Genomic DNA, 12,908 nt, shown 5'->3' on the forward strand with positions numbered 1-12,908 from the left:
ACTGGAGATCTCGACATGAAGAATATTCTAGCAATCTCGGCCTCGGCCCTTGCGCTGGCAGTCAGCGCCCCGGCCCTTGCCCAGAACGTCAGCGATGTTGACCAGCTCGGCAACAGCAACGATGCAACCGTAAACCAGACGGGTTCGAACACGTCGGACATCGATCAGGACGGCGACGGCAACATTGCCGCCAACACGCAGAGCGGCAGCGGCAACAGTTCCACCATTGATCAGGATGCCTTTCTCGCCTCGGCCGACGTGACTCAGGCCGGCACTGGCAACAGCTCGACGATCGATCAGGATGATCCCGATGTCGCGCCGGGCCAAGGTGGCACGATCGGCGTTGCAGACTACGATCCCGATGCGACCGTCAGCCAGAATGGCGTAGCGAACACTTCCACCATCAATCAGACCATCGCAGCGGGTGGCGGGTTCAACCAGACCGCGAACGTCGACCAGAGCGGCGATGACAACCTTTCGTCGATCGACCAGAACTCGGACGGACCGGGATACACCGGCGGCCTCATCGCCACAGTGACGCAGACCGGCGCAGCCACTTCGGATATCCTGCAGACCGGCTCCAATGGCGGTAAGAACATGCGCGCCTCGGTCACCCAGGACTCCTCAACCTCCTATGTCCAGCAGACCGCTTCCGACACCAGTGGGTTCAACCCTTCCGCCAATGCGCGTGTGGTCCAGAACGGTGGTTCGACCTCGGACGTTTTCCAGACCCTGACCGGCGACCTGACGGGTGACCTGAACGCCGATGTGACACAGGATAACGGCGCAACGTCAACCATCAACCAGAACGCATTCGGCGACGGCTCGATGACGCAGGACGCGATCGTAACGCAGGATGGCGCCAGCGGCTCGACGATCACACAGACGTTCAACAATACCGATTCGAACACCTTCCTCGCCACGGTTGACCAGACCGGTAACGGCCATACCTCCAGCGTGCTTCAGGAAGATTTCGGCGGGGCCCCCGCAGGCAATCCGGACAGTGGCCTGACCGCCTCGGTCACCCAGAGCGGCAGCGACAACGACTCGTCGGTCCAGCAGTTCAATCGTGGTCACACGGCGACCGTCGTCCAGACCGGTTCGGATGAAACCTCGACCATCGTGCAGAATGGCAACAGCAACACCGCAGCGGTTTCGCAGTCGGGTTCGTTCAACACCTCGGACGTCAACCAAGGTGGCTTCGGCCAGTTCGCCAACGTCTCGCAGACTGGCATCAACAACAACGCCGACGTCGACCAGTTCGGCGATGGCAACAACGATGCCAACGTGAACCAAGCCGGCACGGATAGCTCCGCCCGCGTCGACCAGAGCGGCAACGCCCGTGGCGAAGAGGCAAACATCATCCAGCTGGCAACAGCGGCCAACAATTCGGCCACGATCAACCAGACGGGTGACGGCAGCACGGGTGCGCCGCAGAACCGCAGCGAGGCCAACATCACGCAGGGTGGCGGCTCGCTGAATACCGCAACCACCACGCAGTCTGGTTTCGAGCAGTTTGCAGATGCCAACCAGAGCGGTTCAGGGAACAGCTCGCTCATCACGCAGAGCGGCGCCGGCAATTCGGCGGATGTGGACCAGACTGGCGACGATAACGATTCACAGGTCGTCCAGCAGGGCAATCCTTTCTTCACCGGCGTCCCGAACGATGTTTTCGTGACCCAGATCGGGGTCGCGAATTCGTCCACTGTCGACGCGCAGAACGGTGACGGCTCGAATACGGTCGATGTCGATCAGACGGGGACGCTCAACACCAGCCTTATTGCGCAGGGTTCCGGTGCCGCAGCCGGAAATTCGATCGCGCTGACGCAAATCGGAGACAGCAACCAGAGCACCATCACCCAGGCGTCGGGCATCTTCGCCGATGCCAACAGCATTTCCGCAACGCAGGACGGCGATCGGAATGTGTCCCTGATCGACCAGCAGGGCTCCAGCAACAGCATCACCCTGTTCCAGGGCGGCGCAGATAACAAAAGCACCATCGATCAGACGGGTGACAGCAACACTGCAACGGTCACGCAAACGGGTGCCTTCGACGTCTCGACCGTGAACCAGTCCGGCTCGGGCAACACCGCAACGGTTACGCAAGGTAGCTGATCAGCACGATGGGCCGGGCGGACTGAAACCGCCCGGCCCGTTCCGTACCAGGAGAAAACAAATGAAGAATAATATCCTTACCGGCGCATCGGTTCTTGCTCTCGCGATCGGGGTTCCAGCCTCGGCCCAGAATGTGAGTGACATCGATCAAAGCGGCGTCGATCACGGGGCCGATGTTACCCAAACGGGCTCAAACAACATCTCGGACGTCGACCAGACCAACCAGTTCAACGAAGCCGTGGTCCTGCAGAGCGGATCGAATGCACAGTCGACCATCAACCAGTCGGGCAATGGCGAAAATTCGGATCGCGCAAACCGCGCCGAAGTGGAACAGCGCGGGAATGGCGCTATCTCGCAGGTTACCCAGCTCGGCACAACCGACACCGAAGCTAGCCGCAACAAGGCGGATGTCTACCAGGACGGCGCCAGCTTTTCGAGCGTGATCCAGGACGGTCGCGCACAACAAGCCAATGTCGACCAGACCGGCGATCTCAACGAATCCTACGTCGATCAGAACGGCAACAGCAACGGCGTCGGCAAGGCGTTCGATGATCGCGACATCCATGCTGGCGTGACCCAGAACGGCACATCGAACTTCTCGAGCATCGACCAGAATCCCGCAACCTATGCGAACGGCAATGTCGACCAGTTCGGCGACTTCAACTCTGCTCAGATCCGCCAGGAGATCCGTGGCAGCGCGGGCGCCGGTCGCAGCGATGCGCTGATCGACCAGACCGGCAATTCGAATGTTGCCGAAATCAACCAGCTCAGTGCGACACAGCCTGCCCGCCTTTCGGCCTCCTCGTCGCAAACCGGCGACGACAATGGATCGTTCATCAACCAGAGTGGCCAGGACAACGAGGCCACCGTCAGCCAGAACGCAACCGGCGCCATCGGTAACCGGTCCTATCTCACGCAACAGGGCGAGGAAGGCGTGGCCAGCGTCGCCCAGACCGGAAGCGACAATGAAAGCGTCGCCGTACAGGGCGCACCCAATCGGGTTACCGAATTGCAGCGCCTTGCCGTTACGCAAGACGGAACCGACAACTTCTCGGACGTCAAGCAGTTCGGTTCGCAGAACGATGCGGTCGTCAGTCAGACAGGTTCCGGCAACAACTCGCTGGTCAATCAGCCCGGATTCGACAACGCCGCTGGTGGCTTCGACGGAGCGGGTGATGTCGTTTCGGCCGGCATCGTTCAGGACGGTACGAACAACAGCTCGACGCTGACGCAGACGGCGAACTTCGGCTCGGCCTACGTCAGCCAGATCGGTGACGAGTTGCGTAGTTACGTGACCCAATCGGGCCGCGCCAACTTTGCAGACGCCACCGTCACGCAGACCGGTTTCGACAACGAAAGCCGGATCGTTCAGGATGCACCGGCCCCCGGCGGTGGCGGCCCGGCTTTCACCATGGTGGCCGAGGTCACCCAGGACGGTGCAAGCAACGATAGCGAGATCTCGCAAACGAACACGCTCGGCAATCCAGCGGTTTCGGCGAATTTCGCCTCGGTCTCGCAGACGGGCACCAACGGTGAATCGCTGATCGAGCAGAACGGTCACGAGAACAGCGCTTCGCTCGCCGATGCGGGTGATCTCAACGACAGCACCATCAATCAGATGGGCAATTTCAATACGACCAGCGTCACGCAGGGCGGAGCGAACAACACTTCGTTCGTCAGCCAGAACGGTGACGGCAATTCGGTCAGCGTAAGCCAAAACGGCACGGGTGGCATCGTCAACTAAGTGGACCATGCGGGTCGTCCTGACGGGCGACCTGCATCCTTTCGAGGAGAAGGACTATGAAATTGCGTACGATCATCGGAGCATCTGCCTTGGCTATGGCCGTGGCCGGGACTGCTCATGCACAATCCAACAACAGCACCGTCAACCAGAATGGCAACGGGCACGAGGCAACGGTAACGCAGGAAGGCGAAGACTCGATCTCACTCGTCGACCAGTCGAACGCGGACAATACAGCGCTGGTAGACCAGCAGTCCGCTACCGATACTGCCAATAGCACTATCGAACAGACCGGAACCAATGAACGCGCGAGCGTCATACAAGTCAGCGGTGCTGCCGAATCCGACATTGTTCAGTCGGGCGGTCCTCAGAATGCGTCGGTCTACCAGGATGGATCGAGCATTTCGGAGATCTCGCAAAGCCAGCGCTTCAACGAAGCGAGCGTCAGCCAGACCGGTGACGCCAACTTCTCGTCGGTCATTCAGACCGGCGTCAACGGCGCTGTGGGCGACCCAGACAACGATCTTGAGAATGCAGACCCTGATGGTCGCGTAGGCGTGAGCCAGACCGGGAATGCCAATGCGAGCTACATCGTCCAGAGCGGCGACAACACGGTCGCGGACGTAGCATCGATCGGCGACGACAACACCGTCTCGATCGATCAGTCGGGCGATTTCTCGAATGCGGTCGTCAGCCAGGCCGGCAATCTGAACTCGGCCACGGTCGTACGTCAGAGCGCGGACGGAACCGGCGACGCCAGCCCCGCGAGCCAGCCGGTTGTCCCGGACGTTTATGCCGATGCGCAGATTGCCCAGACGGGCGATGCCAATGAGGCCTCGATCACGCAGGATGCAGTTCCCGCGTTCGCATCGATCGTCCAGACGGGCAACGAGAACGCTTCGACCATCGACCAGACCAATACGGCTTCGGGTGCCTATGCCTCGACCACGCAGCTGAGCGACGGCAACACGAGCCGCATCACGCAGAGCGCCGGTGCGAATGCCGAAGTTACCCAGGGCGGTGGTGCAAATCCGCTGGGACCGCGCGACTGGGACGGCAGCGAGCTGCCCCCGCCCGCAGGTGGTGGCGAAAGTTTCGCAAACAACGTCTCGTTGATCGACCAGTCGGCGGACGGTGCGGATGCGGTAGTCAACCAGAATGGCATCATCAACCGGTCGAATGTCATCCAGACCGCGGAAGCTTCGGCCGATGTTTCGCAGGCCGGGGTCTACAACACCTCGATCGTCAACCAGAGCGGTACGGCTGAGGCTATCGTGGATCAGAGCGGCTCGCATGCACGTAACGCTTCGGTCATCGAACAGTCCGGTTCGTCGAGCTTCGCCAGCGTCACGCAGGACGGTTCGAACCTCGCGCCGCCCGCGAATGCACCGACCAATGTAAGCTTTGTTGCCCAGTCGGGAGACAGCAACTCTGCTATCGTGGGACAGATCGGCGACGAAAACCTCTCCGATGTCGATCAGAGCGGCGATTTCACGACTGCCAGCGTTGCCCAGGACGGCACCAATCTGACGTCACGCGTGACCCAAACCGGCACCTTGAACGGGGCCGACGTCACGCAAACCGGGTCGGACAATGAGTCGGATATCGTCCAGAGTGCCACGGTGCTAAGCGGCGCGATCGTGAGCCAGTCGGGATCGGGTCAGCGCTCGACGATCGACCAGAACCCGATCGGAGGCCATCAGGCCAATGTCGTGCAGGCCAATCTGAACAACACGTCGACCGTTTCGCAGGGTGGCCTGGCCAATTCGGCCGGCAGCTATCTCGATGAAACCGACACCGGTGTGCTGCAAACTGGTGAAAACGGCAGCTCGACCGTTACGCAAACCGGCGGATTCCAGTCCGCCTATGTCGAGCAGCTAAGCGACAGCGTGGGTGACACGTCCGTGGTCGACCAAGGCACCAACGGTAGCGCCTTCATCCCGGGCCTGGGCGCCGGTTCGTTCCAGGTCGCCAATGTGTCCCAGAACGGCATCGGCAGTATGTCGACGGTGACCCAGCGTGGCGAAGCGCAGACTGCCGACGTGAACCAGAGCGGCACCGGCAACGAGTCGGTCGTCACTCAAGGCGAGGTACTCAGTGGGTTCTTTACCGCTGGTATCAACGTTGGTTCGGGCAATTCAGCCACGGTCAGCCAGAGCGGCGACGGGGATTTCTCGTCCGTTCTGCAGCTTGGCGAGGACAGTCTCGCAGACGTGACCCAGTCGGGCGAAAGCAATGAATCCTTCATCACGCAAACCGGCGCCGACCACTCGGCTACGGTAACGCAGAGTGGTGTGGACGCGCTTTCCACGATCGACCAGAACGGCAGCGGTCACACCGCCGTCGTAACCCAGTCAGGCTCGTAAGAGCCACACCGAGGGGGCCGGGTGACTTCGCACGCCCGGTCCCTAACTTCCCGGCGAAGCGTACAGATCGGTCCGGCCCCATCTCGCTCGCGCCTGCTACCGTAATTGCGAAACGACAGGACCCCGCCATGAAAGTCAGCACATTCTTGCAGGTAGCGATCGTAGTCAGCGCGGTTCTTACTGCCGCGAGCGCTCATGCGAATCCCAGTTCAACCCAAGGTGCTGGCGCCGACGGCCATGTGCCCCCGGGCAATCCGTGCGGAACCGGACTAGGCAAAGGCACCGGAAATCCTTGCGGTGGCAACAAGGGCAATTCGGGCGCGAACGGAAACGCGTCCGCTGCCAGCATTCCCGCATTCGAGCCGATCGAGGTACCGCAAGACGCCGGCAGCGGCGTCTTCATCGACCAGATCGGCCTCGATAATCTTGCTTCGAGCGAGCAGGAAAACAGCCGCGGTTATGCGCGCATGGTGCAGCAGGGGGACGAGAATACCGTTGATATCCTCCAGCGCAATGGCCCGCACTATGCGGTCGTCGCTCAAGATGGCGACCGGAATTCCGCCGATGTCGAACAGTCCGGCGAAGGTCGAGCCATTCTGATCCTGTCTCAACAGGGTATCAACAACGGGGCGAGTGTTTTCCAGTCGGAGACCGGGACGAGCTACTCAGCCGCCGCAATCAGCCAAACCGGTGAAGCGAATAGCCTGATGCTCGTCCAGGATGGCGAAGACAACCAAGCTCGCCTGTCGCAGGACGGATCGGGCAATGCGATGACCGCTACCCAGTTGGGTGCCTCGAACCGACTGGAATGGGCACAGAACGGTGACGGACTGTCCGATCTCGCGATCGAGCAGACTGGCGGCAGCACGATGTATGTCCTACAGACAAATGGTGGTGGAAACTGACGGGAGGCTTATCGATGGTTTTCGTATCGACCTTGGCGATCCTGTTGCTGGCCCAACCCGAAATAGCGATGGAGCAGGTCGCGAGCAACTCGGCGGAGGATCCTGTGCTAGAGCAGCTCAGCTCACGCGAGGAATCGACGGTCGAGGTCGCCGAGACCAACAATTCCGACGAGGCTGCTGACAGCGTATTGCAGGTCTCCGATGGCGATACCGCGCTCGAACTCGACAGGGTAGAAGGTCTTGATCGCTGCAGTGCTGAGCTGCTTTCCGAGCAAGATCAGGAATTTTGCGCGCGCCGCCTGGAAACGCGTTCCGCAGACTTCACACCCGAGCGCCGCAAGCTTTCTGCCGAAGAAGTGCTTTTCGCCGAGAACTCGATAAGGCGTTCCGCAGGCGACGTTGCATCTGCATCGAAGAATGTCACCGGCAAGACCGCTTCGGCTGGTGACAGCGACCTTCAGGCCTTGGCGTCGCTAACGCTTGCCGCTCCGGACAGCGGAGACACCGCTGCCACGGCCGATTCCGGTGCAAACGAGCTGCCCGTGGAAACGCAATCGATGATCGAGGCGATCGTCAACCAGCTGACCACGCTTCCGGAAGGTTAGCCATGGGACCTGCCCTACTGTTCATTGCCAGCATTGGAGGCACCATGCCCGAAGGCATATCCGAGCCGCCGAAAGCGATAACGCTCAGCATTCAGCCGCGGGGCGATGTCACGGAAGTATCGCTGGAAGGCAATTCGCCGGTCGATCAGCGCGTCGAATATTCAATCGAGATGACGGGTTCATCGACCAGTCGGCATCGCGGCAAGACATCGCTCACGGCGAACGTTCCGGTAGTCCTATCGACAATGAGGATGCAGACCGCCGGCGATTGGTGCGTAACTATCGACGTAACCGAAGAGAACGGTCGAAATTACCGTTACACAAGGGGAGCATCGTGCAGCGCTTGACCGGTGCTTGGACAGGCACTGGCCGGCTCCGGCGATTAGCGGTCAATCCGAACTCCGATTGCGGATGACAATCTCTACCTGATCCGTTTCGCATTCTAACGCGTGAGCAATCAGTTCGCGATAGCGCTGCACCAATTCTTCGAACGGCAGTCCTTGCGAGAGTTCAGGCAAGGGGGCTTGCGAGGTCATGCGGTCGGCTTCGCCATACGCAAGTTCTACTTGGCCCACACGCAGAACTTCGCAAAGCCTGAGAAACGACTCTCGCGAAGGCAACATCTTCCCCGTCTCCCACTTCCACACGGTGGGCTTGCTCGTTCCTACCCGTTCGGCAAGAGCCACCAAGGACAATCCCGATGCCTCTCGCAAGCGCTTGATCCGGCTCCCCATGGGTTCCGTCCCAAGCACATCAGCTCCGCCATTTCGAATGCGTGCTGCGAGCAGATCTGCCCGCCTGAGCGGTCGATCGAACTGGCAACCAACAAAATCGGAAGACTTCCAGACTATGCGGCCATCTATGTCGCCGACATTGGGAATGGTGATTGTGATTGCCTGCTCGTCCAAGGGACCAAAATCTGTCCGAAGAAGAAGGCCGCTTCGCGAAATATTCAGCACTTGAACATTACCCGACTGCTCGCCTTGGCGCAGCGACGCGGCAATATTCAAGGTAAGCCTGGGCTCTTTTCTACCCGTCTCTGTGTCGGCCTGTATTCGCCCGCTGATGGAGCCGCAAAACATAGTTCAGTGTGTTTCAATAACCGATACTTAGCAAGGGCTATTTTTGTTCAGCTTGGCACTTGTTTGAGCTTGCGGATCTCGCTGGCGATATCGTGCGCCATGAGGGCTACGGACTCGTTCGCGCCGGGTCGGCAAGCGAAACTGCGCAAGCCCATGATGTTGAGCTGTATGCGTCTGGCCGCATGCTCTACTTCAAGCGATGCTGAAGCCTCACCCCTCTGCTGCGCGCGGCGCAGATTGTTGCCGATCTCGGTCTCGATCGCGGCAATGCCGCTTTCGGCGCTACGACGCAGCGTTTCGTCGCCCTCCCCATGCTCGAGCAGCGTTTTGACGAGCATACAGGAACGCGCCGAACGGTCTTCATCCAGCGCGACCGCTTCGACGAACCCGGCAAGTCCTTCGATCGGTGAGGCCGCTTCCGAGGCATGCCTGCGCAAATCCGCCAGCACGTCCTCGGTATAGCGATCCAGCGCGGCGACATAGAAACCCCGCTTGCTGCCGAAGGCTGCGTAGATGCTGCCCGGATGCATTCCCGTAGCGCGTTCCAGGTCTTTCATCGAGGTGCCGTGGAAACCCCACTGCCAGAAAGCGTCGAGCCCGGCCGCAAGGGCTGCGGCCCGGTCATGGGTCGTCAACTTTACCATGCAATCCACATAGGCATTCTTGAGCGTTCATTCAAATTGCATCTTGAGCAATCACTCAAGCATTCCCAGATGGGCTGCCGACGGGATGACAAACAAGGATTTTCAATGACCGAACTGACGCTCCACACTCCGCGAACAGCTCCTGAAGAAAGCCAGCCGCTGCTCGGCGCATCGCAAAAGGCCTTCGGCATGATCCCCAATCTGCACGCGGTGATGGCAGAAGCCCCGGGCCTGCTTGAAGGCTATCAAAAGCTGCACGAGCTGTTTCTCGCTTCCAGCTTCGATGACGAGGAAAAGACGGTTGTCTGGCAAACGATCAACGTCGAACATGCTTGCCACTACTGCGTTCCGGCACATACCGGGATCGCGCACTCGATGAAGGTCGACGCCGCCATCACCGAGGCCCTGCGCAACGAAACCCCGCTGGCCGAACCGCGTCTCGAGGCGCTCCGTGAATTCACGCTCGCAATGGTGCGCAATCGCGGCAATGTGAGCGACGACGAGGTGCAGGCGTTCTTCGACGCCGGTTACACCCAGCGCCAATTGCTCGAGATCGTTCTTGGACTCGCGCAGAAGGTAATGAGCAATTACACCAATCATCTCGCCGAAACGCCGGTAGACGAACCTTTCGCCAAGTTCGCCTGGACCAAGTCGGCCAGCTGAACCAGCGCTCGCAGGTTTCGAACCTCACATACGGGCGGCCTCGCAGCCGCCCGTTTCGCGTTTGCGAACGATATTACGCACAGTTCCGGAAGATGGTAAGGCGATGAGCACTCCGGGCGTCCAGGAGACGCGGGGGTCGCGGAGAGAATCAGCTCATCGCCTCGAGCGGGCCTATAGGCAGGAGACCGATCTAAGGGAATACCCGTAGATCAGTATCGTCATCATTCCTATGCTGCGGATCGTTGGGGCAGGCTCGCAACGCCCGTGTAACGCTGGCAAAGCGCAAGGAGGTCCGGCGCCGGCAGCGGACGGGAAACGTGATAACCCTGTGCAAGATCGCATCCGACTTCGCGCAGGAAGTCGAGACATTCCTTTGTCTCGATTCCCTCTGCAACGACCTGCAGACCAAGCGCGTGCGCCAAGTGGACGGTAGAACGTACCAACAGCGCATCGCTGCTGTCTTCATGCGCATTCTCGACGAAGCTTCGATCGATCTTGAGCTCGCCGATCGGCAGGGTCTTGAGATAGGTCAGGGTTGACTGGCCAGTGCCATAATCGTCGAGCGAGATCATGATCCCCATCTGCCGATATCCATCCAGTGCGCGCAGGGCGGCCGACGGATCGGCCATGGTTGCCGATTCGGTAACCTCGAAAATGAGATGGGAGGCCGAGGTCTCGCTTTCCGCAAGTGCCGCACGGACCGCCTCGAAGAAGACCTGCGAGGTAAGCAGGCGCGCCGATATGTTCACCGCCGCCTTCACCTCCATGCCGGCTGCCTGCCACTGCGAGAGATCGCGCAACGTACGTTGCAGGACGAACAGCGTCATATCCGCAATGTGATCGCTCTTCTCGGCCAATGGAATAAAACTGTCGGGACTGAGATAGCCACGCGTTGGATGGTGCCACCGGACGAGCGCCTCGACGCTGGCGATCCGGTTCGTCTTCAGGTCGAGCTTGGGCTGGTATTGCACCTCGAGCTGATGGTTCTCGATCGCGTTCGCCAGTTCGCCCATCAGCGAAACCTGTTGCTCGAGGAGGTCCTGCTCGGCAGCCTCGTGCATGTGCCACACCTTGTCATTCGCCAGCGCGGTGCTGGCAGCCAGCGAAGCTTCGGCAGTGGCACCGGCCGCGGCGATGCCGAAAACGATGGCAGGATCGACACGCTTGCCGGCGACCTCGAGCGGACGGCGCAATTCGCGCCGCAGTTCGGTGAGCTTTTCCAACCGCGTCTCGTGACCTTCTTCGGAAATCCACGCCAGACAGCGATCATCGACGCGGTATATCAGGTCCTGATCACCCATTCGCGCGGCGAGGCTCTGCATCAGCGACCCGATGGCTTCTGCGCCGATTACCGATTTGATCGCATCGAAATTCGCAACCATGGCAACGATGGTCTGCGCGTGTTCACGTGAACCGTCGGCCTCGCGCAATGCACGGCGGTTCGGCAAGCCGCTTTCCTGGTCGATGCGCTGTGCGCGATACAGATCGCGATAGAGCAACAGACCCGCGCGTGCGACACCCGACCCGAGGATCAGAAGCAGGCCCGCGACGATCCGGAATTCCACATTGACGAGACTGTACGATGCGATGTCGGCAACGAAGAGCAGCACCGCGCCCATGCCGGAGGCCATGACTACGCGCCGATAGGTCTTCTGCGCAAAGATCAGGGCGGCAGCCATTGCCCCGACCAGCAACGGGAACTCCCACCCCCCGAAGATGGGAATCCCGCCCAGCAAGGTTTCCGCAGCAAGCGCCTGGACTATTACACCGGGCAATACGCCATGCCGCGGCGTGGCGTATCGATCTCCCATCTCGATCGCGGTTGCGCCGATCAGGATGTCCTTGCCGCGGACCGCTGAAGTATCGAACCGTCCGTCGGCAATATCGATAAAGCTGTAGCGGGGTATCGACGCGGGGTTGATCGCGAAATCGACGGGAAAGTGTTCTCCGGCTTTTCCGGCCACCCCGGCGGCCTGCGCCGACAGCGAGGGTCGCGGGACATCGGCGGTTATCGTTCCCAGGGGCATGTTACGCACCACGCCATCGCTGTCTGGGATGACCGACACCGATGCCAAAGAAGCATGCTGCCGCAAGGCGGCGATGGGCAAGGCGTCGATCTGCCGATCGGATCCGAAGCTTTCGCTCTGGGCGAATGTCGGAAGGATAATTTGCGCGGCGGCCTTGTTAAGGCTGCGCGCCAGCGTGGCATCCTCGACCGGGTCAGAAGCCGAGGAGAAGTCGACATCGAAAATGATCGAGCGGGCCCCCGCCGCATCCAGCGCTGTAACAACACCGGCGTAATTGCTGCGCGGCCACGGCCAGCGCTGGATCTGGGCGACGCTTGCGGCGTCCATTTCGACGACGTGAATTTGTCCGCTTGCCGTGCTGCTCCTCAGTGCAAAGCTGAAACTCCTGAGACCATTGTCCAGATCACGAAACGCGCCCGACTGGGCTGCCGACCCGATCGAGAAGATCAGGAGGGCCGCCAAGAGGATATTCTCCCACGGCATACGCCGCAGCAGGATCGAGGAGGACGCCGAACGCATGGGATCAGGACGCGATCGCCGATAGCCGATCAGTCGTCATCATCGTCATCGTCATCATCATCATCATCATCATCATCGTCGTCGTCATCGTCGTCGTCGTCGTCATCGCCGTCGTCGTCATCCGCGTCGCCGTCGTCGTCATCGCCGTCGTCGTCATCGCCGTCGTCGTCATCGCCGTCGTCGTCATCGCCGTCGTCGTCATCGCCGTCGTCGTCATCGCCGTCGTCGTCATCGCCGTCGT

The 12,908-nt window shown here is 60.5% G+C and carries 11 protein-coding genes; 7 read left to right on the forward strand and 4 right to left on the reverse strand.

What is annotated here, in order from left to right; genetic code table 11:
- Nucleotides 1-15: 15 nt before the first annotated feature.
- The 6 genes from FHS69_RS04125 (at nucleotide 16) to csgH (ending at nucleotide 8,079) form a co-directional block, all read left to right on the forward strand.
- Entirely contained in the window at nucleotides 16-2,115 is a 2,100-nt protein-coding gene (locus tag FHS69_RS04125) for a beta strand repeat-containing protein (RefSeq protein ID WP_166776646.1), read from the forward strand.
- Between the two features lie 61 nt (nucleotides 2,116-2,176).
- Entirely contained in the window at nucleotides 2,177-3,859 is a 1,683-nt protein-coding gene (locus FHS69_RS04130) for a hypothetical protein (RefSeq protein WP_166776647.1), read from the forward strand.
- A 56-nt stretch (nucleotides 3,860-3,915) separates the two neighbouring features.
- Nucleotides 3,916-6,222: a beta strand repeat-containing protein gene (locus FHS69_RS04135; RefSeq protein ID WP_166776648.1), complete on the forward strand. Its 2,307-nt coding sequence runs from the start codon at nucleotides 3,916-3,918 to the stop codon at nucleotides 6,220-6,222.
- 128 nt (nucleotides 6,223-6,350) lie between these two features.
- Nucleotides 6,351-7,127: a hypothetical protein gene (locus FHS69_RS04140; protein WP_166776649.1), complete on the forward strand. Its 777-nt coding sequence runs from the start codon at nucleotides 6,351-6,353 to the stop codon at nucleotides 7,125-7,127.
- Between the two features lie 32 nt (nucleotides 7,128-7,159).
- Nucleotides 7,160-7,732 (forward strand): hypothetical protein, encoded by a 573-nt coding sequence (locus tag FHS69_RS04145; RefSeq protein ID WP_166776650.1) that lies wholly within the window; start codon nucleotides 7,160-7,162, stop codon nucleotides 7,730-7,732.
- Nucleotides 7,733-7,776: 44 nt separating this feature from the next.
- Nucleotides 7,777-8,079 (forward strand): curli-like amyloid fiber formation chaperone CsgH, encoded by a 303-nt coding sequence (gene csgH / locus FHS69_RS04150; RefSeq protein WP_151885648.1) that lies wholly within the window; start codon nucleotides 7,777-7,779, stop codon nucleotides 8,077-8,079.
- A 42-nt stretch (nucleotides 8,080-8,121) separates the two neighbouring features.
- Here csgH and FHS69_RS04155 read toward each other — a convergent pair whose 3' ends face one another.
- The gene (locus FHS69_RS04155) at nucleotides 8,122-8,814 is read right to left on the reverse strand and encodes a helix-turn-helix domain-containing protein (protein WP_279588303.1); all 693 of its coding nucleotides are present in this window, start codon (nucleotides 8,812-8,814) and stop codon (nucleotides 8,122-8,124) included.
- A gap of 47 nt (nucleotides 8,815-8,861) precedes the next feature.
- Nucleotides 8,862-9,458: a TetR/AcrR family transcriptional regulator gene (locus FHS69_RS04160; RefSeq protein ID WP_166776652.1), complete on the reverse strand. Its 597-nt coding sequence runs from the start codon at nucleotides 9,456-9,458 to the stop codon at nucleotides 8,862-8,864.
- A 105-nt stretch (nucleotides 9,459-9,563) separates the two neighbouring features.
- Here FHS69_RS04160 and FHS69_RS04165 point away from each other — a divergent pair, with 105 nt between their 5' ends.
- Nucleotides 9,564-10,121, forward strand: a complete 558-nt coding sequence (locus tag FHS69_RS04165) for a carboxymuconolactone decarboxylase family protein (protein ID WP_166776653.1) — start codon at nucleotides 9,564-9,566, stop codon at nucleotides 10,119-10,121.
- Between the two features lie 227 nt (nucleotides 10,122-10,348).
- Here FHS69_RS04165 and FHS69_RS04170 read toward each other — a convergent pair whose 3' ends face one another.
- Nucleotides 10,349-12,667, reverse strand: a complete 2,319-nt coding sequence (locus FHS69_RS04170) for an EAL domain-containing protein (RefSeq protein WP_166776654.1) — start codon at nucleotides 12,665-12,667, stop codon at nucleotides 10,349-10,351.
- A 29-nt stretch (nucleotides 12,668-12,696) separates the two neighbouring features.
- Nucleotides 12,697-12,908 (reverse strand): hypothetical protein (locus FHS69_RS13775; protein WP_208380066.1); only part of this gene is annotated, 212 nt, incomplete at its 5' end.

The organism is Qipengyuania flava, assembly GCF_011762005.1.
GTDB lineage: Bacteria > Pseudomonadota > Alphaproteobacteria > Sphingomonadales > Sphingomonadaceae > Qipengyuania > Qipengyuania flava.